This is a genomic window from Nostoc sp. DSM 114159 (assembly GCF_053470285.1).
This window is the reverse complement of sequence record NZ_JBPFEH010000001.1, coordinates 5,562,847-5,587,517: the sequence shown is the minus strand read 5'-3', so window position 1 is coordinate 5,587,517 and position 24,671 is coordinate 5,562,847. Positions and strand designations below refer to the sequence as shown.

Below are 24,671 nucleotides of genomic sequence, written 5' to 3'. Positions count from 1 at the left end.
TGAATACTTTAAAAGTTTTCTACTGAACGCTTACGCCGTACCCCTCCGGGGAAGCAAGCTACGCGTAGCGTTCTGCAAGAAAGTCCAAAATTTCAAAAGGTCTGATATCAAGTCCGGTTAATCACTTATGATTACCGGATCTGTGCAAAAATCGGAAACGCCTCTTTCCTCCTGCTCTCTGCGGTCTAAATTATAAGTCCTTAGCCAGACATGAGATAAGACGATGTTTGAAAAGTCAACTAGAAACTGCGATGTCTACGACGGGCTGCGCGATCGCAATTTTCCCCACTGCACGACCTGTTTCGCTGTAAGCATGAGCCGCTGCTAGTTCTTGTAAGGGATATGTGCGATCGATTACCACACGAATTTTACCCCCTTCAATCAATTCTTTCAGATAAATCAAATCTTGAGTGTTGGGTTTTTGCAAAATAAATTTCGCTTTTTGGCCGGGAAGCAACGCTGTTAAGACGCTCTCTAAGAAGACTTCGGGGCTGGGTAGTGTGGTGATATAAATTCCATTGGGTTTGAGGACTCTTTTGGTTTGAGAGAGCGATCGCTTACCCACTGCATCAAAGATAATGTCATACTGCGCTATATCTTCAGTGAAATCCTGCTGCGTATAATCAATCACGCGGTCTGCTCCCAGAGATTTCACCAAATCCAAATTTTTGCTACTGCTAACTCCTGTCACCACTGCCCCTAAAGCTTTAGCAATTTGGACTGCAAAAGTGCCCACACCGCCCGCAGCCCCATTAATCAATACAGTTCCTGTTTGAATATTTCCCTCATTTCGTAGCGCTTGCAGAGCGGTGAGCGCTGCTAACGGCACAGCCGCAGCTTCTTCATAAGATAAGTTCGTTGGTTTAAGCGCCACCAAGTTTTCTGGAACAGCTGCAAATTCGGCATAACTTCCTCCAGGGAAGCCAGTACAGCCATAAATAGCATCTCCTGGTTTAAAACGGGTGATACCAGAACCAACAGCTACGACATCTCCCGCCACATCGAACCCCAGAATCTTCGGAAATTTGCTGCCAGTAATTAAACTCAACATTCCCTGACGAATTTTCCAATCAATGGGATTAACGCTACTAGCACGAACTTTCACAAGTAATTGTGTTGGCTCAATTTTCGGTTGCTCCACGTCTTCATACTGCAACACCTCAGTCGCGCCATACCGACGGATAACGACTGCTTTCATCACATTCCTCCTGCTACCATATTTTGCTGAATGAACTCAGACAGCCTGTTTTTCCTGATAAATCTAGTGTAGCGATTTCCTAAAATAGAAATATCAGTCTAAAACTACACCTGTATGCCAGCTAGAGAGCTTGATCGCAACTGTTCGCTCGAAGCCGCGTTGGCGCAGCCTCTCCGAAGGAGACTCGCTATTTGTGGATGGATTTAGGTTGGGATGGCGAATGCCTACGGCACGCTACGCGATCGCCGCATTCATGGGTGTCTGGTTCATATTGACCTGATTGATGGCAAAATTTGGATTCAACGAGATGGCACGGAAGAAGGCATTGCAGCCGATTTAGAACGGGCTGGAATTCCTAAAGAACACATCGTCCTTGGCTTTCGTCCACCGGAGTTAAGACCTTACACAGGCTATGCAGTTGCTTGAGGAGCGATGCTTTTTAAAAGATAATAAAGAACATTCTCTTTATTCTTCAGTGGTAAATACAACACCTTCATACAGCAATTCAATTGGACATTCAAATTCAATGCTCGATAAAGTGACGATATCTCCAGCCGTGTAGCGATAGTAAAGCCACATCCTACCTTCACCCCGACAGTAACGTTCGACGGAGATTTGTTCTGAGTCAATCAAGATATATTCTTGCAAACTGGGGATTGTCAAATAATAAGTAAATTTTTCACCCCGATCTTTAGCGCTTGTACCTGGCGAAAGAACTTCGGCAATTAGCTTGGGATGGTGAATAAATTTGCGGGCATTAAGGTCTTGAGGGTCGCAACTGACAATAACATCAGGATAATAGTAGCGACTCTGGGGAGTGAGTTGCATTTTCACGTCTAATACATTCACTCGACAACCTCTGGAATGCAAATGAGGGCGTAAGGCAGTGTACAAGTTAAGTGCAATGTCGTTATGGGGTATTGTACCGCCTGTCATGGCAAATACTTCGCCATTGGCATATTCGTAGCGAACGTCTTGCTGAGGTTCCCATTCCAGATATTCCTCAACGGTCATTTTTGGCGGCTGTTGGGAAATGGCTATCATAACTTAAGATTTTTTCACGCTTGGTTTGATTGTAGCTAAATAGTATCAGCAACAAAGAGCGGTATCTAAAAATCCTCTCTTCTAGAAGAAGAAAGATTTTAAACTTTTCTTCTTTCCGACACAGGAAGGAGGTGAGGTTTTTTGTTAAGGTTTGTAGTGAGCAATTAAGAAAAATCATTGCGATCGCTCAATCATGTTAGATTATAGTTTGTTGTTTCTCTTAAACACAAAACCTGAGACTTTCCTGCCCATCTCCTCATTGTGGGAATGAAAAAAAAGAACTGAAAAGTTAAGTTTTTTGAAAACTATGTGCAGCAATACATCTATTCCCACTAGCTTATATGGCTTACCAGACAAGGCTTAAAGGCATAATTGAACATCATTTTCAAAGAAAACTTAAAAGAATATGAAGTGCATTTTTACCCTCAAAAAAATGATATGTTAGATACAGAATTCAATTTAGCGCGTTTATGGAGTAGAACAATATAGATTACTTCAGTTTTTCCCCCTCAAACCCTTAATATTTATTGCTTTTGATGCAAATTGAGGGCAATGTGAGTACACATTTAAATAACTAAAACCCTGTTGCAAATAGATTAAATTCTTTGCTGGGATTGGGTTGTGGCTGAGTACAAAGAAATCCTGAACCCCTATCTATAAACACTAGAACCCCAACCAAAAAATACCAGAACCCCTACCTGAAAAAATTTTTTTTAATTCTTGTAATGCTTGAAGAATTAGGGTTTTTAGTATTTGAGTACAAAAGTAATAAATCCAATAAATTCTATCCTAGAGAGATGCAACATCTGGCTGGGAGACGGCTGCTATAAATCTTATATCGCCAATCACCTAACGCTCTAAAACAAAGCGAAGAGTGAGTGGAGGGATGACATAGCACCATGCCAGAAGTGAATAGAAGTCGCGCCTTGGGGCACAAATTCTACCCAAGAAGCGAACGTTGACACACACCAGCAGAACATCAGATATCTATCGCCTGCTTTACTTGAAAACAAGTTACCCGAACCCAAGGGTTTGCAGGTAGTGTGGAAGACCCGACTTCAATTCTGGGCATGAAAGAGTAGCAACAGCATCTCCCACAGTGGCAGCCAAGTCCACCGACCTTTTGCGAAACTCAATGACATCACCGTCTACACGACTCCTCAACTCCAACGCTACGGAATCGCCAACCCAAGCAAAATCAGGTGGTTGCGGCTGCGACAGCACCAGCAGCACCACCGTGGAAAGGGACGAAAAGCTCCAAGAACGCATTGCGAAACATCCCTGCTACAGCGAAGACGCTCATCATCACTACGCCCGGATGCACGTTGCAGTTGCTCCCGCTTGCAACATTCAATGCAACTATTGCAACCGCAAATATGATTGCGCTAACGAAAGCCGTCCTGGAGTAGTTAGCGAATTGCTAACACCAGAAGAAGCCGCACACAAAGCTTTGGTCATTGGTGGCAAGATTCCCCAAATGACAGTTGTGGGAATTGCTGGCCCTGGCGACCCATTGGCGAACCCAGAAAAAACTTTCCGCACATTTGAGTTGATTGCAGAGCAAGCACCAGACATCAAGCTGTGCTTATCAACCAATGGTTTAATGCTGCCAGACTACATCGATCGCATTAAACAATTAAATATAGATCACGTTACGATCACCATTAACGCGGTAGATCCAGAGATCGGTGCTAAGATTTATCCTTGGGTTCACTACAGACGCAAGCGTTACAGAGGTCTTGAAGGCGCAAAAATCCTCCACGAAAGACAGATGGAAGGATTGCAAGCCTTAAAAGACGCTGACATCTTGTGCAAAGTCAATTCCGTGATGATTCCTGGAATTAATGACCAACACTTAGTCGAAGTGAATCGAGTCATCCGTGAGAAAGGTGCATTCTTGCACAACATCATGCCATTGATTTCTGCACCAGAACATGGCACACATTTCGGTTTAACCGGTCAACGCGGCCCCACACCCAAAGAACTCAAAGAAGTTCAAGACAACTGCTCCGGTAACATGAAAATGATGCGTCACTGTCGCCAGTGTCGTGCCGATGCAGTCGGATTATTGGGAGAAGACCGCAGCCAAGAGTTTTCTAAAGAGAAATTCTTGGAAATGGCTCCCGAATATGACATGGAACAACGCGCTACTGTTCACGAAGGAATTGAGAAGTTTAAAGAAGAACTTAAAGTAGCCAAAGATAAGGCGCTAGCCAGTAAGAAAATTGCCAATAGTCCGAAAGTTTTAGTTGCAGTAGCAACCAAAGGCGGCGGATTAGTTAACCAACACTTCGGTCATGCGAAAGAATTCCAAATCTACGAAGTGGGTGGAAACGAAGTTCGCTTTATCGGTCATCGCAAAATTGACCAATACTGCCAAGGTGGATACGGCGAAGAAGCTTCTTTTGAGCATATTATGAAAGCGATCGCAGATTGCAAAGCAGTTCTAGTCTCTAAGATTGGTAACTGTCCTCAAGAAAAATTGCAAGAAGCTGGAATCAAGACTGTTGAAGCTTACGACGTAATTGAAAAGGTTGCTTTGGAGTTTTACGAGCAATACGTTAAGGAATTAGGTAATTAGGAAATAGGTTACAGGTTACAGAGGACAGATTATTGCCTATCATTTGTCACCTGTAACCTCTACCCTAACTCTAATGCCCCGTTCCCCAAAAGGAGAATAAATCATGGCTTACAAAATTCTTACTAGCCAGTGTATTTCCTGCAATCTCTGTCTATCTGTATGTCCCACAAATGCAGTTAAAGTGGTTGACGGACAGCACTGGATTGACCCTGAACTTTGTACAAACTGTATTGGTAGCATTCATACCGTGCCTCAGTGTAAAGCTGGTTGTCCCACCTGTGACGGTTGCGTTAAGCAGCCTAGCGATTATTGGGAAGGCTGGTTTGCTAATTACAACCGCGTAGTCGCTAAATTAACAAATAAACAAGATTACTGGGAACGTTGGTTTAACTGTTATTCCTATCAGTTTATGCTATCAAACTAAGTAAAAGTTTGTTGAGTACATAAGCTTGTACCCCACGTTAAAGCGTTTCACGTCGCGCATCTCGGCTCAATGCCTTGTGGAGTAAAGTAGCTTGATAAATATCAGTTTTGATATCCTCGTCAATAGCACTTTTACACAAATATGCGTCAGGTATATTACAATAATCCAGCTTATCGCCGTATTTACGACGAGAGCGACGATTTGGGTCAGGATTTTGATAAGGTATATATAATGCCGAATCATGGCGCAATTTGGAAATTATGTGCAAGTTAACTTGTCTAGCCATCTGTAAGGCACTATTGTTCCCAAAGTGGCCATCTAATAGCCAAAACAACGTAGCCCAAGGTATGACTGTATGAAAAAATCTCAGCATCGTTCGATAACTACCACCAGTACCTGTCCAACGGGAAATTACTAACATCGTGACTCGGCCGCTCATTGCTAACATGGCGATGATTATCTGGTTCAATTGCCGCATAGTTGTAGCATTGATCTGCGGCAGCAGGCATTAGTAACAGTGATAGGATATCTAGCATGGGCTGAAGAGTAGTTTTTGAGTTGTCGTTGTGAGAGACAACAACTCTACTACGTCAGCCCTATCTCTTCATACTCTTTTTTTGGCGAAGGTATTGGCTATTCCATATTTCTTACCTTGTGCAAGTAATACCAATTCTGTATGAAGATGCGCCAAACTACGTCAAACTTATAGATGGATGCATTTAGTAATTTTGTGATGAGTGGTCCATTCCAAATCGAGATTTCAGAAAGCCTTGAAGAATTGGAGAAAGCTCTCAAACATTCCACAACGGCAAGCAGCAAAGAACGATTGCAAATGCTCTATTGGCTCAAGAGTAGTCAAGTCAGCAGCAGGCGATCGCTGGCAGAACGTTTAGGGCGTGATGAAGCAACCATAACTCGTTGGGTGAGAAAGTATAAAGATGAAGGAACAAGGGGCTTGCTTGAAGTCAAACATGCACCCGGAAAAGCTCCGAGCATCAGTGGTTCAGACTTAGAACGCTTGAAAAAGCGGTTACAGGAGCCATCTGGTTTTCAAAGCTATGGTCAAATTCAACAATGGCTCAAGAGCGAATTAGGGCTTTCACTGGCTTATAAAACGGTCTATGAAGTTGTTCGCAACCGTTTAGGTGCTCCCGTTGAAAGTACCTCGTCCTCAAAGCACCAAACAACAACCAGAAAGTCTATCTCACTTTAAAAAAAACTTCCTCTAGCATTCAAATTCTTGCAGGAGGAATTTGGAGAGGGGAAGAGATTAAGGTACTTGTGCGGAGCCGGAGACGCTCCGCCTCCGGTCAAGACGAAACACGATTAGGATTAAAGACAATTACAGGACGTTTAATTACAGCTAAAGGAGTTAAACCTGTTGGCTTAAGCCAGTGGCAACGCCAGAATTTTTATCTATACGGTGTTGTCGAACCTCTGAGTGGATACAGCTTTTTCTATGAGTTTCCCTACCTGAATGGGGATTGTTTCCAACGTTTTTTGGAATTACTGTCTGCTGACAAGAGGAGATGATATCGCAGTCATACAGTTCGACCAGGGGTCATTTCACAAAGCTAAAGCTCTCGATTGTCCAGATAATATTATCCCTATTTTTCAACCTCCTCACTCTCCCGAACTCAATCCGATTGAACGTGTTTGGGAATTTCTCAAATCGAAACTGCAATGGGAAAATTGTAAAACTCTTGTGCAACTACAGCAGAAGTTAACTGATGTACTAAAAACAATTACACCTGAGGTGATTGCTTCTCTGACTTCTTACGACTTTATTCTTGAAGCTTTATTTAGCGCAGCTTCATAAAGAAATGGTATAAGTACAAAAATCAAAGTGGACTGCTATAGTGATAGATGCGATCGCTTCACGATTAAGCACTACACTGGCACTACATAGCCAACATTGCGTAATTTATAGTACTCATTACTACTTTTATACGAACCTATCCCACTAATAAAATCCTTTGAATCCATATATGGATAGTTGCAAGGTCAATGAATGAATCAAAATATACTGTTTGACGTTCCCCGAAGAAATCAAAGCACAGAAACTGCCGCACCAAGGTTTTAGCTTGTAACCAAATATCTTCTATAGGATTTTGTGATGGGCAATTAGGAGCAAAGCGGACGCAGTGAATTTTCCATTGCTCTGGAGATAAACCTTGATTTATTTCGCCTAAAAAGTTTTGAACTAGATGTGAACGATGGTAAGAAGCGCCATCCCAAAAAAGAAGTAATCGTTGGTTAGGAGACTGGTCTAATAAATAACATAAATAATCAATCGTATTGTCAGAATTACCAGCATTGTAAGCTTTCAAAAGTAACTTGCCAAAAAGAATAGTCAACTGCCCCGTAGTATGTCTGTTTATCTCGTTCGTTAATAACTCTCACTGCAATTTCAAGATCGGTTTTTCCCCAAACGTATCCGGTTAAGTCTCCCCAGAGTAGATGACACTCATCTATTAAAAATACTCTTACTCTTCCTGATTTTATTTCCTCTCTGTTGCTTACCAACAATGAAGCAAGACTGTTTTTTTTGCAGCAACAGCCTCTTTGTAAGCTTTTGGATTCGAGACAGTGGTTTTCTTCCAACTAATTCCTGCCGCGTCAAACAAATCTTAATAGCTTCGTTTTGATTCGTAGATCGCATCATATTTAGATGCTAATTTGTACTCCAGTTCACCCAGTTCCCAAATATCCTTAGCTTGCAACCAATTTAATGCTTCTTCCCTCTGTTCATCGCTCAAATAACTCTTTTTCCCTTGATAATTTAAGCGTAGTCCCGAAATTCCATATTCCTTATAGGCGTTCTTCCAGCAGGTTAATCGAACCAACAGACGCATCTAAAATTGTTTGAATTTCCTCATACTTATAGCCTTGATAAACCAGTTTCACTGCTAAAGCTTTCCTAACTTTACGGGCATCTGGGCGATTATCTATAAATTCTTGTAGTTCTGCATTAGCAAAGCTTTCCGAAGGTATCGCTGCTTCTATATACTGGTTTATCATTGTTTGCTCTTAGACAGATATCTCCTTCCGTATTATCTCGCAACCTCTTTCAGAAATCAAATATGATTCCTATATAGTTAACAGTAACTTTACTCTCTAAGTCAAGTATGGCAACTATTATAGTTTTAAATTAATATGATAACTTCAGCTTTATATTGGATTTTCGCTAAAATTTTTGTCTGCTAGGCACTAAAAAACCGTTTTTTTCTGCAAAATTCATTTTTAGACAAGTTTATAGAGCCTTAAACTCTACAACGATATAGATTGATTAATATAATATTTACTTCTTTTGATGGATGTATTATCTATTATTAAGAATGAGTTAAGCTTAACTTATTTTTATTATAAAGTTTTGTTAAAAAATAATTAAAAAAAGAAAACCTTTCACAATATGTATCAAAATATCATCAGAGAAAAAAAGTAGTCCAGAATACAAATGGAGGAAATGGAGGAAATTTTGATTTTTCATTGGAATCGTGTTTAGAGAACTACTGATTTACAGCAATATCTAGATTAGAAAAGGGCTAAAATTTAGCTATTTCTAGTTTTCCAGCCATACAAAATGGCTCAAATTTCTTCGAGAATCAAACTTAACCTACGTAAATATATGAAGGTTAAACTATTAACTTGTTTCCCAGATTTCCTTAACATAGCCAAACTTCATAGTTGAAGAGGATGTTTGAAAAGTCCTTTTGTTGGTAGCAAAACGTTTTAAATCACCCGATAAATTGGGGGGGGTTGATTCCAGTTCCCCCTTTGTAGGGGGGCTAGGGGGGATCAAGAAATGCCTAAAATCACAGCTAACCACTTTTCAAACAACCTCTAAAGCCGTCAAAAGGTTTCTATGAGTTTTCCAATTTTTATCAACATTTCATAAACAGCAATTTTTTGCTCTAACAAATGTTCATTAACCCGGCTTCGATAGAAAATTAAAATCTTAGGATACCCAGGAACAACTCCCTGATACTGCCAAATCACTAGAGGAAACTCTCAGGGTTAATTGCTTATCCTTATGATTTGGGATTTCAGCAACAATTGCGGAGAAGAAACTCGCGCATATTTTACAGTTGAAAGCAATAGGTAATAATGATGACATATCCTTTCAATCAAAAACAAGCTTTTGAAAGCTATGACTTTAGTAAGAGTAAGTTCTTAACACCCTTTCAACGGAAGGTTTTGCTGAAGAATTTACATTTGAATTTGCTACCAGAATATCGTCGGAGGCTGCAAATTATGTTGTTGGCAGATCAGGGCAAATCTCAAACCCAAATCTGTCAAATGTTAGGTTGTTCTCAGGAGATGGCACGCTACTGGAGTGCTGTAGCACAAGCAGGTCTGGCGCATACATGGCAGGAGCGGGGGATAGGCAGACCTAAAACTGTAAACGACCAATATATCGAACGGTTGAAGGAATTAGTGAGCCATAGCCCTGGTGAGTATGGCTATGCATTTGGGTGCTGGACAGCCCAATGGTTGAGCAAACATCTAGCGACTGAATTTGGCATTGAAATTAGCGATCGCCACATTAATCGGTTGCTGAAACAAATGGGGCTTTCCACAAAACAAAAACGCTCTTTTGCTAAAGGAGCAACAAACCATACCAAGAATACTCGTATTACGATCTGCGACTTGTAATCCAATGAGGCTAGTTACCATTAGTCATTCAATTTGATTTAGACCAAGAAATAATTGTGTGTTGGAGGTGAGGGAATGCCATTAGTATTTTCCCAGGAACAGCTTAGTGAAAAAATTACCGCTAGCTTGGGTAATTCGCTTTCATCAAATGAACTGGCAAACTGTGTCAATGCGGTGGAAATCGTCGAGCCACCAGTAGCAAAGCAGTTTTGGCAAGCAGAAACCGCAAAGGGTGGGATCTACATCATCGTTGCGGGTAAAGTCAGACTAATGGATGGCTCTAATAACTTAATCACTACCCTAACAAGCGGGGCATCATTCGGCGAAATGACTCTGTTTCCAGAAGATGTCTTTCAACCTTACACCGCTAGAGCTTCTACAAGCTTAAAGCTTTGCTATCTCAAGGATGAAATTTTGCAACCTTTGATGGGCAAATATGTCAGTCTGAGCGATCGCTTATACCGCAAAGCAGAACTTTGGGATTTGCTGCTGTTGTGTTGCCGCGAGAATCAACTTCCTCGCAACACTTCTGTTGAGGAAATGCTCCGAGCCTTATCTTATTTCTCGCGGCACAATCTGGAGATTGGCACCCTGAGTCCAACATTATCCCAAGATTGCAAACTGTGGCTGCTGCGCCGGGGAGAACTGCAACATTCATCCGGTCAATCCTTGACACCTGCGAATATCTGCGCTGTTGGAAAAGGTATTTGGCAGGCAGTGCAACCAACAATTCTGTACAGTCTCAGCAATGCTGATTGGCAAACAGCACTCCAGCACTGGCCTGAGTTGGCATTGGTTGACTCTGACTCAATTACCGCCTCAGATGACCAACAGATGCCTCATAGCACATCTTTCCCAGAAGGATTGAAGAATGAGAGTAATGTTATTCCATTTCCGCAGCCAGTTTCAGAGCCAAAACAAAAGCAAAAGAAACGAGGAGCCTACTTTCCCAGTCCCAAGGTGACGGTGGGGCATTGGTGGAGAAGGATCGCCAAGCGCTATCCGTTCTTTGCACAACAAAGCTCCTCTGACTGTGGTGCAGCAACTCTTGTGATGATAAGTCGCTATTGGGGCAAGCACTTGTCGGTAAATCGCCTGCGAGATTTAACTAACACGAGTCGGAGCGGGGCATCACTAAAAGGTCTAGCTGCTGCGGCAGAAACCATCGGTTTTTCTACTCGTCCAGTAAAAGCCAGCCTTGACAAATTGGCACAACAACCCCTGCCTGCGATCGCCCACTGGGAAGGCAGACATTACGTTGTCGTCTATGAAATTACCAAAAAGCAGGTGATTGTAGGCGATCCGGCCCTTGGTCAACTCACCCTCACAAATAGAGAATTCAATGCAGGTTGGACTGGGTATGCATTGTTATTGCAACCCACAGCCCTACTCAAAGAAAGCCAGGAAGCAACTCAACCATTCTGGCAGTTTTTTGAGTTAATCAAACCCCACTGGATAGTACTGCTAGAAGTGTTCATCGCTTCTGTGTTTATTCAGGTGTTTGGACTGGTGACGCCACTATTCACCCAACTGCTGTTGGATCGAGTGATTGTCCAAGGCAGCACCCTCTCTTTAAACGCCGTCGGGTTAGGGTTGCTAATTTTTGGTTTGTTCCGCGTCGCCACGAACGGACTGCGGCAATATATGCTGGATCACACTGCCAACCGCATCGGAGTAGCGCTGATGGTAGGTTTTATTAAACATACCTTCCGGCTGCCACTGGCGTTCTTTGAGTCGCGTTACGTTGGCGATATTGTTTCTCGCGTCCAAGAAAATCAGAAAATTCAGCGCTTCCTCACCGGAGAAGCATTGTCAATCATTCTCGATTTGCTGACAGTGTTTATCTATGTGGGATTGATGTTGTGGTACAGCTGGCAAATGGCATTGCTGGTGCTGGTGATTGTACCGCTATTTTTTCTACTGGCGCTGATGACAACGCCTTTCTTGCGTCGCATCGCCAGAGATATTTTTAGTGCCGCAGCCAATGAGAACAGTTATCTGATTGAAGCCCTCACAGGGATTCGCTCTGTCCGCTCAATGGCAGTTGAGCAGACAGTGCGCTGGCATTGGGAGGAAAAGCTCCATCGTTTGATTAAAAAAAGCTTTGGTGGGCAGGTGATTGCTAACCGCCTGCAAATTTTCAGTTCCTCTATCGAATCGGTTGCCACTACAGCATTGCTGTGGTTTGGGGCATGGCTGGTGATTCAAAACCAACTCACCATTGGACAATTAGTTGCTTTCAATATGTTGTTGGGCAACATCATTCATCCTTTCCAACGGCTGGCAGTGCTGTGGAATCAAGTGCAGGAAGTGATTGTTTCTAGTGAGCGGATTAATGATGTCCTTGAGGCGGAGCCAGAAGAAGATTTACAACATCAACCCCGCCAGTACTTACCCAGACTTCAAGGGAGAATTCGCTTTGATAATGTCACTTTCCGCTATCACCCAGAAAGCGATATTAACGTGCTGGAAAATCTCAGTTTTGAGGTACTGCCAGAGCAAACTGTGGCGGTGGTGGGACGTAGCGGTTCTGGGAAAACTACCCTTTCCAAGTTGATTTTGGGTTTATATCCGCCGACAGATGGCAATGTGTTGATCGACGGTCAAGATGTGACAAGCATTTCCCTGAACTCGCTCCGTTCTCAAATTGGTGTTGTCGATCAAGATACCTTTTTGTTTGGCGGTACGATTCGGGAAAACTTAAGCATCGCTCATTCACAAGCCACTCTTGAGGAGATTATTGAGGCAGCGCGTCTGGCTGGAGCAGACGAATTTATTAAGCAATTGCCAATGGGTTATGAAACCCAAATCGGTGAAGGTGGCGGGATGTTATCTGGGGGACAACGCCAGAGGTTAGCGATCGCCCGTGCTTTGCTTGGGAATCCCCGCTTATTAATTTTTGATGAAGCAACCAGTCATATGATGTCCGGGCAATCAACCATAATAAAGATGAAGGGTGTAGTACAAGAGCGATCGCCATGCCAAAACGAATCACAATCGAGGGGCATCTTAGCCTCGAAGAGTTGGAGATCCGATACCGCCAAGCGAAAGAACCAGTCGAGCGAACACATTATCAAATTATTTGGTTACTAGCCAAAGGATTGCGTACCGCAGAAGTAGCCACAGCGACGGGATACAGTCGTAGCTGGATTTATGAATTGGTTTGGGGCTATAACCGCATTGGTCCACAAACATTGGGAGACCAGCGCAATCACAATCAAGGTGGTATCGAACCATTGCTTGATGATGTGCAACAAGCTTATCTGTGGCAAGCATTGCAGGAACCACCAATTGAAGGGGGACTGTGGAACGGTCGTAAAGTAGCAGACTGGATTGGGAGGCTGATTGGTCGTCGTGTCAGTCGTCAGCGAGGATGGGATTATCTTAAACAAATGCGCTACCGATTGCGAGTTCCTCGCCCTGAACATACTCAACCAAGTCCTACTGAACAAGAGGAATGGAAAAAAAAATTTGGTCAACGAAGTCGAACAGATCAAACGAACAAACCCAGATTGCGACGTGGAAGTGTGGGCAATGGATGAACATCGTGTTGGACTCAAACCAGTGATTCGTCGTATTTGGGTTGATGAATTGGCAGTACCGATTGCAAATGTCAACTGGCGATTTCAATGGTTGTGGTTGTATGGTTTTGTTCACCCCAAATCTGGGCAAACGTATTGGTGGATTTTACCCTATGTCAATATCGAATTGTTTACTCGCGTACTTCAAGATTTTGCTCGTCACTTTAATGTTGGTAAAACCAAACAAGTTGTTTTAGTTCTAGATCAAGCCGGATGGCACATAAGCAATCAAGTCTCTGTACCAGAGGGTATTCATCTTTTGTTTCTACCGTCCCACTCACCAGAATTACAACCCGCAGAGCGCCTATGGACACTTACCAATGAACCAATTGCCAATCGTAGTTTTGAAAATTTGGATCGGGTTGAGGAGGCTTTATTTGAGCGCTGTCGCCAAATTATTGACCGTCCCGATCTCATTCGCGGTTTAACCAATTTTTACTGGTGGTCTGAATTTGCAGCTTAATTATGGTTAATTAGCCGGACATCATATCACCTCGACGCTGAATCCGAACGGATCATTCAAAACAACCTCAACACCATTCTCAAAGGGCGGACAACCCTAATAATCGCTCATCGTCTTTCCACCGTGCGTAATGCAGACTTGATCCTGGTTTTAGATCGCGGCGGCGTATTGGTCGAAAGCGGTACTCACAAGCAATTAATCGCCAAAAAAGGTCATTACTACTACCTCAACCAGCAACAGTTGGCTCAAACTTAGTAAAAGTTATGAGTTATGACTTTTCACCCCTCACTCCTAAAAAACTATGCCTAACCCATCTCGTAATTCATCATCCCTAGTCAATGCACCTAAGTCAGCTGAAGATTCTAGTGAGGTTAAAGAGCGATCGCCAGCACAAACTCAAACCAGCGATTGGTTTTACGGCACCGAGGAACTACTGGATGCCTTGCCTCGGCGTTGGACGCGTTCAATGCTGTATTTGATCGTAGGCTTTACAGCGATCGCCTTACCTTGGGCGATGCTCTCTCAGGTGGATGAAACAGGAAGCGCCAGAGGACGTATTGAACCATTAGGCGCAACGCAAAGAATAGACTCTCCAGCGTCAGGAAACGTGATCGCTGTGAGAGTAAAAGAAGGTGAAACTGTCAAAGCAGGGCAAACTCTGCTCGAACTGGAATCTAATTTACTGCGAACCGATTTGCAGCAAGCGCAGGCAAAGCTTTCTGGGCAATTAAATCAGCAGAGGCAACTCGAACTCCTCAAAAATCAATTGCAGCTGACTATTCGTACCCAGCAGCAGCAAAACCAAGCGCAACAATCAGAAAAACTGGCGCAAGTGCAGCAGGCGCAACAGAACCTTGATACTCTCAAGAGTGCCTACAACTTACAAAAAGAAGAAAAACTCGCTAAAGTCAATCAGGCGCGGCAAGCGGTTGATTCAAGCAAGGCAGCCCGCGAGTTAGCCCAAGTTCGTTTCCAGGGTGCCAAGGAAAAAATACCACGATATAAAAAAGTTTATCAAGAAGGTGCAATTGCACAAGATCGATTTTTAGAAGTGGAACAGTCGGTCAAAGAAAACTACCAAAACCTAGTACAAGCAAAGTCGGAGATAGCTCAGGCTCAGTCGGGCTTGCAAGAGCAACAAAACAGTTATCAGAGGTCTATTAATCAAGCAGAGGCGGATATTCAGCAAGCGCAACTCCGCTTGCAAGAGCAGCAACGTAACCAAGATAGCTTGATTCATACAGGCGAACTGGCTGTGCTGAAAACGGTCGAACAGCTAAAAGACCTGCAATCACAAATTGCAGCGCTGCAATCAGAGATTGCTCAAATCAAAAGCCAGATCGCATCCTTAAATTTCCAGTTACAGCAACGAGTAGTGCGATCGCCTATTGATGGCACAATTTTTGCGTTGCCCATCGACAAGCCAGGGTCTGTAGTACAACCCGGTCAGATGATTGCTCAAATTTCCCCCAAGGAATCTCCTTTTGTACTAAGAGCTGAGATGCCTAGCCAACAGAGTGGCTTCTTGAAGGTGGGAGCGAGGGTCAAAATCAAGTTTGATGCCTATCCCTTCCAAGATTACGGAGTAATGCTTGGGCGCGTCAGTCATATTTCACCAGACTCGAAAGTTAAAGAAACTAACTCTGGCAAGATAGAAACTTTTGACTTGGATATTGCCCTACAGCAGCCGTATATCCAAAATGGCAACAAACGTATCTTAATAACGCCAGGTCAGACAGCGACTGCTGAGGTGATTATTCGGCAGCGTCGTGTGAGTGACTTAATCTTAGATCCGTTTAAGAAGTTGCAAAAAGGCGGTTTAGAGCTTTAGTAGAGACGTTGTATGCAACGTCTGTAGATTAGTCCTTAGTTAATTACAAAATAAAGGGCACTGAACAAATAACAAAATCCATTGATTATGGGAGGAATTGCAATATGTCAAAATCGATCAATGTATCCAACGAAGACATCCTTTATCAAATCAAAATTTCCGCTCAATTTCCTGGTTTAGTAGAAGCGATCGCCTGTCGCAAAATTATTACCGATACTGCCGAGAAAGTAGGCATTAAACTCGAACTAGAAGAACTTCAGCAGGCAGCAGATAACTTGCGGTTAACCAATAAACTCCTCAAAGCTGAAGATACCTGGGCATGGCTGGAAAAACATCATCTTTCCCTAGATGAGTTTGAAGCATTGGCATACACAAACCAGCTCTCTAACAAATTAGCGACACATCTATTTGCAGAGCAAGTTGAACCGTTCTTTTATGAACACCAACTCGATTATGCCGGAGCGGTCACTTATGAAGTAATTTTGGATGATGAAGACTTGGCTCTGGAACTGTTTTGTGCCTTAAAAGAAGACGAAATTAGTTTCCAAGAAATCGCCCGCCAATACATTGAAGAACCAGAAATCCGCCGCGCCGGGGGATATCGCGGAATACAACGCCGCCAAGATTTCCGACCGGAGATTGCAGCAGCGGTGTTTGCCGCCACTCCACCACAAATCCTCAAGCCGATAATTACGCCAAAAGGGGTGCATATAATTTTGGTTGAGGAAATTATTGAAGCCAAATTAAACGAGCAGCTGCGTGTTAAAATTTTGGCAGATTTGTTTGGAGTTTGGTTAAAGCAACAAATTGCGGAATTAGAAATCGTGACGCAGCTTAATTGCGATCGTACTCAAGTGGCACTTCCATAGGAGTTGTTAGAAGCGTGTACTGCCAACTCTTTGGTTTGGGCAGACACACTTGTTAATCTAAGCTCACCAGCAAGCAATTCGTAAGAACGTAAGCGGTCATTAAATTCCCGGCAGACATCAAAAAAGATGATTTCGTTAACGTCATAACGCTCTTGCAACGCCAGCAACTTCTCTTTACACTGATTGGCAGTACCTACTATGTTGAGCATAACAAAATTGTTGGCGTGCTGTTGTTGTAATTCGTATGCCCGAGCTTCAGTGTCCGCGCAAATGCCTGCCACGGCTATGTTACATCGGGGGGTTAGGACTTTTTCACCGTGGGGCTGGAAAGTTTCTCGGTATTGTTTGAGGATACTGGGGTCATCAAGACATCCTCGATGAAAGAGCGAATGGCTGTAGGCAAGACCTTTATGTGCAGCTACATGCATACTATTGAACCCGGTACCGAGAACCCAAACCTCCGGGTAGGTAGAGATAGCAGGTGTTGCCCGCACCTGTGAATTTCCCTGCAAGTAGTCTATCAGGTACTCTATTTTCTCTTTGTAAAGGTCGAGATCCAGTTCCCTAGTTCTACCGTCAAGAAGAGCTTGAGTTGTCAATGGATCTGCGCCACCACGACCAATCCCTAAGTCAATGCGCTGGGGAAATAATAATTCGAGCAACTTAAAATTATCGGCTACCTTTAAGGGACTATAGAAGGAAAGAAGAACTCCAGCCATTCCCACGCGAATCCTCTTAGTTAGTCCCGCAAGAATAGGAATTAACAGTTCCGGACTGGCAAGACCATCACCATGATGCTCTGCTAGCCAATAGCGGGAATATCCAAAAGCTTCAATCCGGGGAGCAAGTCTAATTGTCGTAGTGATTGAATCGCAGAAATCGAGAACACCAAGACTAAGTTTTTCGCTCATAAATTAAGTAACCTGATAGTAGTAGCCCGGATTGTTTTTGTCACAGACCTGGTAAATCAACTCCTACCACTCAGCAATCGTAACCATCTTCGCCTGGTCAGCATTGTACTGTAAGGTCGTGTTCAGAGAGAGCGGCTTTTTAATACCAGCAAGCAAATCGATCGCATCCGCGATCATTAAGGTTGCGATCATTGTATTGAGGTATGAAATCGACGACGATATAACTGTCGGAGAATTTTCATATTGCTGCTTTTCTATCTGTTGATTGTGCTGAATAAATTTTTCCATATGGCTCTTCTCAGTCAAGAGTGGACCTACTAAGCCATCATAAACTCTCACTCCTGAGAACGTACACGCTACATTTTCCTGTAGGCAATACTGTACGACCAATATCTGAATGGTAATTGGTGGGGTATCAGCACAACACACAATAAAATCCGGCTTTTTTAAGCCCTCTAAAGCTTGGTATAAACTTTCCAGAGAATTAATTTTTTGTTTACGAATATGAATTTTTATCTCAGGGTCTCTCGCTAAAATGTAGTTACGCAGTGCTTCAACCTTCGGCGTATTGATGTCAGCTTGGCTAAAACAAAACTGGCGATTAAAGTTTGTTATGTTCACAAGATCGTCGTCAATCAATATAAAGTTTTTAACGCCAGCAGCTACTAAATGTTGAACTGCAATATTTCCGGTTCCACCGCAACCGATGATACATACTAACTGTTTTAAAAGCCTCTCTTGTGCAGTATTGGGGTCTTCAACGAAATCTGAGAAAAACTCCACTTGCTTCTCAAACCGCGTCTCCTTAAAGTCATTTTCATACAAAGGTCGTACTACACCCTTTGAATCCAGAAGTGAAATAAGTTTCTCCAGCCTATCCCCAGGTAGTAAAGTGGCTAATTTCTCAAGTTGTGTTCCTGCGACCATTTGCTTTAAAGCTTGCACTACCTGGTCAGGGATATTCGATAGTATGAAATGTCGCAGACCATTGCTCAATATGGTTTTTTGTTCCTCAGATATGAACGATAAAGATGTGCTATGTTTTAAAACAATTCCTGTTTGGAATTTATTCAATATATTCATATAGTTAGCAAATTTATCTTAGAAGAAGTCGAATGGTGTGTAAATATCTTCAGAGTTAGGGTCGAGGTAGGGATGTTTTAAGTCTATTCCTTGAAGCTCGAACTGTTGGAGTATATGTGTCATCCTAGCTTCTTTTGATTCATCACCCTTGAGCCTCGCTTCCATTAAACCATTGGCAATAAGTTGGCAACGGATGCTACCAAAATCTTCTTTAGATTTAGGCATTTCTGCTAAAGCCAGTCCCGGTGCAAGTACCTTAGTAAACAAAGGAACCTGCGGCTGAAAGTGCGATTTGTTTTCTGCGTAAACAGTCTGTAAAACTGACCGAACTAATTCGTAGCTATCTACAGGAACTCGGAGAATTCCTGAATCATAGCGTCCAAAATGCAAAGGGTTGTCTAAAACATAGAAGCCGAAGGGTACTTTAAATTTGTTCAGTTGCGACGTTAAACTTTCCATGACGGCAACTGCACCTTCAGGGCTGAAGTTGAAGAATATTATAACTTTAGAGTATTCTTTTTTGCTATTACCAATTACATCTCCAACTGCCACATAGCATCGAAGTTGAAATAAATTATGGGGCATAGTGACTACAACCAAGTCCCCTATAGCTGCTTTTTGATCTACTAATTGGAGATGGCGGTTTGGCTGGATATGTATCCTCGTACCCATGCCTTGCTTTTCTACTAAGAGACTACCATCTGGTTCCTGTTTTAACACGCGATATCCCGACTCAAAGAAACCTTTCCCTTTATTACTCTTATCTAGTTGTTCGCAAAATTCCCAATCTATTCCTGCAACAGTTTTATCCCCTAAGACAGAAAAATCAGCCATCACTGCTTCACTTGCTTCTCCTACAAGTGAACCGTTGTAGTAAATGTCATATATAAATTCTCGCAGCATTGAACTCAGGATCTTAGCCTGAGTTTCTTGAGGTAATTGTTGCAACTGGGCTACTACCTCGGCTGGATGCTCTACTTTGTAATTAGGATGACTGACACAAAAGTCAGATTTAATTTGAACCTGAGTAGCAATGTCTTGAAGGGACTGTAGCAGTTGCATAAAAGTTACTCTTGAAGCTATTTAATAGAGGATGGCTCTAAATTAGTTAAATTAGTTATTTCTGATTCTGCCATCCCGAAAACAGCGTTAAATGATTGTTCTGGACGACACAATAAGCTCTTAGCAACTTGAAGTATGCAAAGACCTCTATTATTAAAGTTTTTTTGCCACTGACTTATTTCTACAATTTCATACAGCAAGCCAAGACCGACAAACTGAATAACTCGCGCCATAAAGTTAGGATAGTAATCTAGAATGGGAAAACTACTGAGATACGCCTGGGTAAGAGCTACAATTGAGGGGTGAAGTACCTCTAAAGGTATTGTTGCCATTTGCAGAGATTTTTGCAGTTCAATAACCGGATGCACAATTAAACTGTTAAGCCATATTAGTAAATAGTTAGAAATCACTGTTCCCAGATCAAACGCTGGATCGCCCCAACTCCAGTTTTCCCAGTTAATCAACTTAATAATGCCTTGATTTGACTGTTCTGTTTGAGAAATTAGTTTCTCCCAATCCCTGGATATTAAAATGTTATTTAACTTGAGGGTATTATATGTCAGGCAGCAGCGATGTTGATTGAGAGTAAGCTCCGCTACTGCTGATGTAAAACTTTCATGGCGATGATAATTTTTGAAAAAAATAATGCTTTCCTGAGTAAAATGACTGAAATATTCTGGCTCAATCCTGTTTAGGAGTTGAGCACAATAATTAGGATTTTGATAACCTAATTTACCAGGATCTGTTTCAGCAATGAATTGGTATAATTCCTGATGATTCAGGCTATCACGATGTAGCCTTGCTAAAGTAGTCCCTAATTGGGCAGCAATGGTAGAGGGAAAAGCTTTCTCTTGCCTGTAAAAATTATCTAGCTTTATATATTCTAGTGAAATAGTTTTTATTTCTTCTGGGCAAATACAACTATTAAGCAAGTATTGATAGATATTTTTATAGTTTAGTATGGTTTTCATAAGTGTATCCTCTTTAGATCGCGTCTAATATAAAAGTGAGAGTAAAGATAAAAATTATAAATCTTACTCCCACTTTAGATAAAAGCTCGATTGCGACTAACAAGCAAATGAGCATTAGATACAATATTTAGGTTCGGCTGCAAGTGTTGCCAATAATGATCACACTGCAAGCTATGCTACCACCTACATTACAAGCTATGCTACCACCTATACCTATGCTACCACCTTGGACATTAGCAATATCCTCAGAACCGATTTCAGTAATAAAACTTTCCGGATCGTTGAAAAACAATTCAGTTCCTGCGGGTTTTAAATCCTTAACAGTAATATCAGCCATTTGTGTTCTCCTTGAAATCAATGTTTTTTAGTTTTGGCTCAAACACTTCTGTTTGATTGCTTAATTACATACTAAGAATTTACCTTCTAAACTTCAAGCATTATTGACTGACTTTTCGGACATAATATCTATATTTATTGTTGAAATTCCAGTTAGTAACAACTTTATTAAGCCATAAGTTACCTGATTAGATATTCCTGATAACGAGGATTATTTGTGAAAAACATTTTCTAAGTTAGATGCATTTAATAAGTATCTAAGCCGAAAGTATGAGAAAAGATTAAAGTAATCATAAATGTATCTACTGATAGTAAGAGAAATAACTAAAGCAATTATTTCTCTTAATAATCCTCGCTGAACTAAAAAAGTAGGGGCACGATATATCGTGCCCCTACAAACGACTTATTTAGAGATTTGGAAGTATCAATCGCATAGCTTGATTGGTGCATAGATGTCTTCAGAGTTGGCATTGAGGTAGGCACGCTGCCAGTCAATTCCCAGTCGGGAGAATTGCTCAAAAATAGAGGTCAACCTCCCCTCTGGTGAGTCATCCCCTTTGTCGCAAGCTTCCAGCAATCCATTAGCGACAATCTGACACCGATTCATCCCAAAGCTTTCTCGGTCAGTAAACTTGTGGTCTGGTTCTTCTGCTAACCCCAACCCTGGTGCAAGCAGCTTGGTAAATAGGGGAACTTCTGGCCGAAAATGCGATCGCAATTGGTAAACTGTCTCAATCACAGAGGCGATCGCTTCATAGTCGCTCTTGTCAAAGTATAAAACTCCTGAGTCGTACCGGTTGTAATCAGCTGGGTTGTACAAAACCTTGAAGTTAAAAGGAATAGCCATTTCGTTCAGATGCTGCGTGAGAGCACTCATAACCGCAACTGCACCTTCTGAAGTCAAATTGAAGTAGATTCGCACAGTCTGCTGATGACCCTCTAAATCGAGACGCATTGGTCCTGCATTGCCCACCGCCACATAAAAACCGCTTTGGAGCAGATTTTTCGGCATACGGATAGCCACCTCTTCACCCACTACAACAGTAGCTTGTGCTGATTGCAGATGCCGATCGCGCTCAATATGCAACCGAAGACCATTCTTAGTCACAGCTACGCTGCCATCACTTTCTTCCCAGAGAACATACCAACAAGAGTCAAAGTAGCCAGTGCCGCTATTACTTTCGTGCAAGCGATTGTAAAAACCCAAGTCTACTCCCAAAAAAGTATTGTTCTCTAGATCCAGTGGCAGAGGATTGGAATCTGTTAGTTTTGCGTGGGTAGTTCGCATACCACCGTTGTAATAGATGCCGTACAGAAAAGAGCGCAGTTGCAAGCTCACATATTTGCGCTGAATCTCTACAGGGATTTGTTGAAAGCGGGCGATCGCCTCTGCTGGCAGTTCAAAGGGCTTGTAATCTGGATGACGAATGCTGAAGTCAGACTCGATCTGAACCTTGCTCGCAATTTCTTGCAGAGCATCCAGCACTCGCTTAGTTGCTACATCTGGCTGTTGAATTAGAGAATCTAGTAATTGTGTCATAGTTGAGTTGCGACTAAACATCTTAAGCAGCAGTACAGTTCAAACGTCCAGATTCAGCAGCAGCAGTGCCAAAAGTCGTTGACATGGATTGTTCTGGACGGCATAACAACGTCTTAGCTACCTGAAGCATGATTATTGCGATATTGCCGAAGGTTTTCTGATACTGAATCATCGCCAAAATCTGTTGAATCAATACAAGACCTGCAAATTGCACCACACGCCGCAAGAAATCAGGGCGCTGTTGTAAGATTTCTGGGAAGGTGTCGAAATAAGCTAGGGTCAGGACAGCGATCGAAGGCTGAAGCACCTCAAGGGGAGTCGCCGCTAGGCGCAGAGATTCTTCAATACTGAGTGCATTGCTGATGACCAAACTATTTAACCAAATTTCCAGATAGCTGGCGATAAGTGTTCCCAAATCAAAAGCTGGGTCTCCCCAATTACAGCGCTCCCAGTCAATTAAGCGCACAATGCTGTCACTCGATTGTTCCCAATTGGTGTGCAAGAGAATATTGTTCAACTTCAGGTCATGGTGCGTCAGGCAACAAGGAGCGAAAGCGCTGCCCAGTTCTCTTATCGCTGCCCCCAAGCTATCGTAGCGCTGATAGAGCGAAAAGAATTTTAGCGCATCTACGGGCACTCCTCCAAAAATTTCCGGTCCAATCCGTTCCAGCCCCCGAATCAAGTTAGGCACATGACCAGTGAGGACATCCTTTTGATTTTGATGGAGGAATTCTTGATAGTTCTGACGATTGAGGGTGGCACGATGGATAGTAGCTAAAACAGTGCCAATTGCAGAGGCGATTTGGCTTGGGAAGTTCTTTTCCTGAGCGTAGAAATCAGTCAAATCTTGATAGTCATCCAGATACCTGAAGACAATAATCGAATTCTCTGGGTCAAAATTAAGCACTATCGGCAGCAATGGGCGAAGCTGATCCAGTTCTGGAAATTGGTTTAAGAACTCTTGAACTCGCCATTCTCCCAAAAACTCACCAAATGTTTTCCCATCCTGATAGTGCCGCTCTTGCTTGACAAGGAGTTTAGAACCATCTGGTAAACTCACTCTCAAGTTAAAATTCTTGGCAGCTACTAACTCAATCTGAAGCTGGGTTTGTTCTTCTTGGGTACAAAGACCCAGCTGAAATAAATAATCACCTACGTTTTGGGAGCTTAAAAGCAGTGTCATTATACTTCTAAATTGCTATTGTTATTGGAGTTAATCAAATTGAGCGAACAGAGGACATTAGGCTCAAAGGAAGATTCGAGATCGCGAATTGCGATGCGAGACGAATCGCTTACTTTGTCTACTGTTTCGCATTTTCTTCGAGTCGAAAGCCCCATCTTCTTAAGCAAAAGGTTAATATTGCGATCGCCGATCGAAATCCCCAACTCTTTCTCTAGGTGCTTGCTTAACCATTGCGCTGTCCAGCGCCCAAATGGATATCCATAATCACGGGGACTATGGATTACCAGTTCTTTCAAACGCTCCAAATATTCCTCATTCACTACTTTAGGACGACCAATTGCAGACTCCTGCCATTGGTGCGCCATCCCACTACGTACTATGTGCATCCAATGCCTTGCTGTTGCTGGACAACACCCCAAGGTTTGACATATTTCGGTTTGAGATTTACCCTGGTCTGCTAGCAACATAATTTCAATGCGCTGGCGATAAGACTCAGGTAAATCGTCTTGCAAACTTTTTTGCAGCATTTTGCGCTGAAACGCTGTTAAAAATTTACCTATTGGGTTGTCCTGGCCTTTAACATCAGTTTTTGCTCGGTTATGAGACATATAATCAAATCAAACTGCTTGATACAAAACTTTGTAACAAGTTAAAGTTTTCCATTAATTTACTATTTTGGGATTTGAGATTAATGCAATTTAAATGTGCTCTGCTATGTTTTTACTTCTATCTGATGAAGTAATTTGCAATAAAGCTCTTAATAAACTTAGTAGGGTCGGGCAAAACCATAGAACCCATTTGACATCTTTCACTGTGTTGAAGTAAAGTTACCGCAAATAAGTTGTATCCAGCAGTTATACCATACTTTAGCAGCCTCACAGACGAAGAGTGACTGGGAGCAACACGATTTTCTCAAGTCAGACAAAAAACGAGCAATG

19 protein-coding genes and 5 pseudogenes are annotated in these 24,671 nt (G+C 42.4%); 12 read left to right on the top strand and 12 right to left on the bottom strand.

The window, feature by feature from the left end; genetic code table 11:
* Nucleotides 1-235: 235 nt before the first annotated feature.
* The gene (locus tag ACR5KR_RS23320; protein WP_445630290.1) at nt 236-1,198 is read right to left on the bottom strand and encodes an NAD(P)-dependent alcohol dehydrogenase; all 963 of its coding nucleotides are present in this window, start codon (nt 1,196-1,198) and stop codon (nt 236-238) included.
* Nucleotides 1,199-1,441: 243 nt separating this feature from the next.
* On the opposite strand from ACR5KR_RS23320, the pseudogene ACR5KR_RS23315 reads away from it, so the two are divergent.
* Nucleotides 1,442-1,624: pseudogene (locus ACR5KR_RS23315) on the top strand (element excision factor XisI family protein); the annotation flags it as partial.
* 39 nt (nt 1,625-1,663) lie between these two features.
* On the opposite strand, the gene ACR5KR_RS23310 reads toward ACR5KR_RS23315, so the two are convergent.
* Nucleotides 1,664-2,242 carry a Uma2 family endonuclease gene (locus ACR5KR_RS23310; protein WP_448268160.1) on the bottom strand — a complete coding sequence of 193 codons (579 nt, stop codon included), beginning with the start codon at nt 2,240-2,242 and terminating at the stop codon, nt 1,664-1,666.
* Nucleotides 2,243-3,377: 1,135 nt separating this feature from the next.
* On the opposite strand from ACR5KR_RS23310, the gene nifB reads away from it, so the two are divergent.
* Together nifB and ACR5KR_RS23300 are read left to right on the top strand one after the other, a co-directional pair.
* A complete protein-coding gene (nifB, locus tag ACR5KR_RS23305; protein WP_322698465.1) occupies nt 3,378-4,823 on the top strand; it encodes a nitrogenase cofactor biosynthesis protein NifB in 1,446 nt (481 codons plus the stop codon).
* A 103-nt stretch (nt 4,824-4,926) separates the two neighbouring features.
* Nucleotides 4,927-5,247, top strand: a complete 321-nt coding sequence (locus tag ACR5KR_RS23300; RefSeq protein WP_448268159.1) for a 4Fe-4S binding protein — start codon at nt 4,927-4,929, stop codon at nt 5,245-5,247.
* A 61-nt stretch (nt 5,248-5,308) separates the two neighbouring features.
* Here the strand turns inward: ACR5KR_RS23300 and ACR5KR_RS23295 are convergent.
* Nucleotides 5,309-5,783: pseudogene (locus ACR5KR_RS23295) on the bottom strand (transposase); the annotation flags it as partial.
* A 197-nt stretch (nt 5,784-5,980) separates the two neighbouring features.
* Between ACR5KR_RS23295 and ACR5KR_RS23290 the strand changes: the two are divergent.
* The 3 genes from ACR5KR_RS23290 (at nt 5,981) to ACR5KR_RS23280 (ending at nt 7,066) form a co-directional block, all read left to right on the top strand.
* Nucleotides 5,981-6,460, top strand: coding sequence for a helix-turn-helix domain-containing protein (locus ACR5KR_RS23290; RefSeq protein ID WP_448265850.1), 480 nt, complete (start codon nt 5,981-5,983; stop codon nt 6,458-6,460).
* Between the two features lie 68 nt (nt 6,461-6,528).
* On the top strand, nt 6,529-6,780 hold the full coding sequence (locus ACR5KR_RS23285; protein ID WP_448265851.1) for a hypothetical protein: 252 nt from the start codon (nt 6,529-6,531) through the stop codon (nt 6,778-6,780).
* Nucleotides 6,725-7,066, top strand: a complete 342-nt coding sequence (locus ACR5KR_RS23280) for a transposase (protein WP_448265852.1) — start codon at nt 6,725-6,727, stop codon at nt 7,064-7,066. The genes ACR5KR_RS23285 and ACR5KR_RS23280 overlap by 56 nt, the downstream gene beginning before the upstream one ends.
* 222 nt (nt 7,067-7,288) lie before the next feature.
* On the opposite strand, the pseudogene ACR5KR_RS23275 reads toward ACR5KR_RS23280, so the two are convergent.
* Nucleotides 7,289-8,223: pseudogene (locus tag ACR5KR_RS23275) on the bottom strand (IS630 family transposase); the annotation flags it as partial.
* Between the two features lie 1,134 nt (nt 8,224-9,357).
* Here ACR5KR_RS23275 and ACR5KR_RS23270 point away from each other — a divergent pair.
* From ACR5KR_RS23270 to ACR5KR_RS23245, 6 genes and pseudogenes are all read left to right on the top strand, one after another.
* Nucleotides 9,358-9,903 (top strand): helix-turn-helix domain-containing protein, encoded by a 546-nt coding sequence (locus ACR5KR_RS23270; protein ID WP_445630294.1) that lies wholly within the window; start codon nt 9,358-9,360, stop codon nt 9,901-9,903.
* A 75-nt stretch (nt 9,904-9,978) separates the two neighbouring features.
* Nucleotides 9,979-12,996 carry a peptidase domain-containing ABC transporter gene (locus ACR5KR_RS23265; protein WP_448268158.1) on the top strand — a complete coding sequence of 1,006 codons (3,018 nt, stop codon included), beginning with the start codon at nt 9,979-9,981 and terminating at the stop codon, nt 12,994-12,996.
* Nucleotides 12,882-13,947 (top strand): annotated as a pseudogene (locus ACR5KR_RS23260) (IS630 family transposase). Before ACR5KR_RS23265 ends, ACR5KR_RS23260 begins: the two are co-directional and overlap by 115 nt.
* A 24-nt stretch (nt 13,948-13,971) precedes the next feature.
* Nucleotides 13,972-14,202, top strand: a pseudogene (locus ACR5KR_RS23255) (multidrug ABC transporter permease); the annotation flags it as partial.
* Between the two features lie 46 nt (nt 14,203-14,248).
* Nucleotides 14,249-15,778: an HlyD family efflux transporter periplasmic adaptor subunit gene (locus ACR5KR_RS23250; protein WP_448268157.1), complete on the top strand. Its 1,530-nt coding sequence runs from the start codon at nt 14,249-14,251 to the stop codon at nt 15,776-15,778.
* A gap of 104 nt (nt 15,779-15,882) precedes the next feature.
* The gene (locus ACR5KR_RS23245; protein ID WP_448268156.1) at nt 15,883-16,647 is read left to right on the top strand and encodes a peptidylprolyl isomerase; all 765 of its coding nucleotides are present in this window, start codon (nt 15,883-15,885) and stop codon (nt 16,645-16,647) included.
* Here the strand turns inward: ACR5KR_RS23245 and ACR5KR_RS23240 are convergent.
* The 8 genes from ACR5KR_RS23240 to ACR5KR_RS23205 form a co-directional block, all read right to left on the bottom strand.
* On the bottom strand, nt 16,629-17,558 hold the full coding sequence (locus tag ACR5KR_RS23240; RefSeq protein ID WP_448268155.1) for an MsnO8 family LLM class oxidoreductase: 930 nt from the start codon (nt 17,556-17,558) through the stop codon (nt 16,629-16,631). The two genes, ACR5KR_RS23245 and ACR5KR_RS23240, sit on opposite strands and share 19 nt — an antisense overlap.
* Before the next feature lie 63 nt (nt 17,559-17,621).
* Nucleotides 17,622-18,641, bottom strand: a complete 1,020-nt coding sequence (locus ACR5KR_RS23235) for a ThiF family adenylyltransferase (RefSeq protein ID WP_448268154.1) — start codon at nt 18,639-18,641, stop codon at nt 17,622-17,624.
* An 18-nt stretch (nt 18,642-18,659) separates the two neighbouring features.
* The gene (locus ACR5KR_RS23230) at nt 18,660-19,703 is read right to left on the bottom strand and encodes a T3SS effector HopA1 family protein (RefSeq protein WP_448268153.1); all 1,044 of its coding nucleotides are present in this window, start codon (nt 19,701-19,703) and stop codon (nt 18,660-18,662) included.
* 17 nt (nt 19,704-19,720) lie between these two features.
* Entirely contained in the window at nt 19,721-20,674 is a 954-nt protein-coding gene (locus ACR5KR_RS23225) for an aminoglycoside phosphotransferase family protein (protein WP_448268152.1), read from the bottom strand.
* 127 nt (nt 20,675-20,801) lie between these two features.
* Nucleotides 20,802-21,011, bottom strand: coding sequence for a hypothetical protein (locus tag ACR5KR_RS23220; RefSeq protein WP_445630302.1), 210 nt, complete (start codon nt 21,009-21,011; stop codon nt 20,802-20,804).
* Nucleotides 21,012-21,434: 423 nt separating this feature from the next.
* Entirely contained in the window at nt 21,435-22,550 is a 1,116-nt protein-coding gene (locus tag ACR5KR_RS23215) for a T3SS effector HopA1 family protein (RefSeq protein ID WP_448268151.1), read from the bottom strand.
* Between the two features lie 22 nt (nt 22,551-22,572).
* The gene (locus ACR5KR_RS23210) at nt 22,573-23,733 is read right to left on the bottom strand and encodes a phosphotransferase (protein WP_448268150.1); all 1,161 of its coding nucleotides are present in this window, start codon (nt 23,731-23,733) and stop codon (nt 22,573-22,575) included.
* Nucleotides 23,733-24,341, bottom strand: a complete 609-nt coding sequence (locus ACR5KR_RS23205; protein ID WP_448268149.1) for a helix-turn-helix domain-containing protein — start codon at nt 24,339-24,341, stop codon at nt 23,733-23,735. Before ACR5KR_RS23205 ends, ACR5KR_RS23210 begins: the two co-directional genes overlap by 1 nt.
* Nucleotides 24,342-24,671 lie beyond the last annotated feature (330 nt).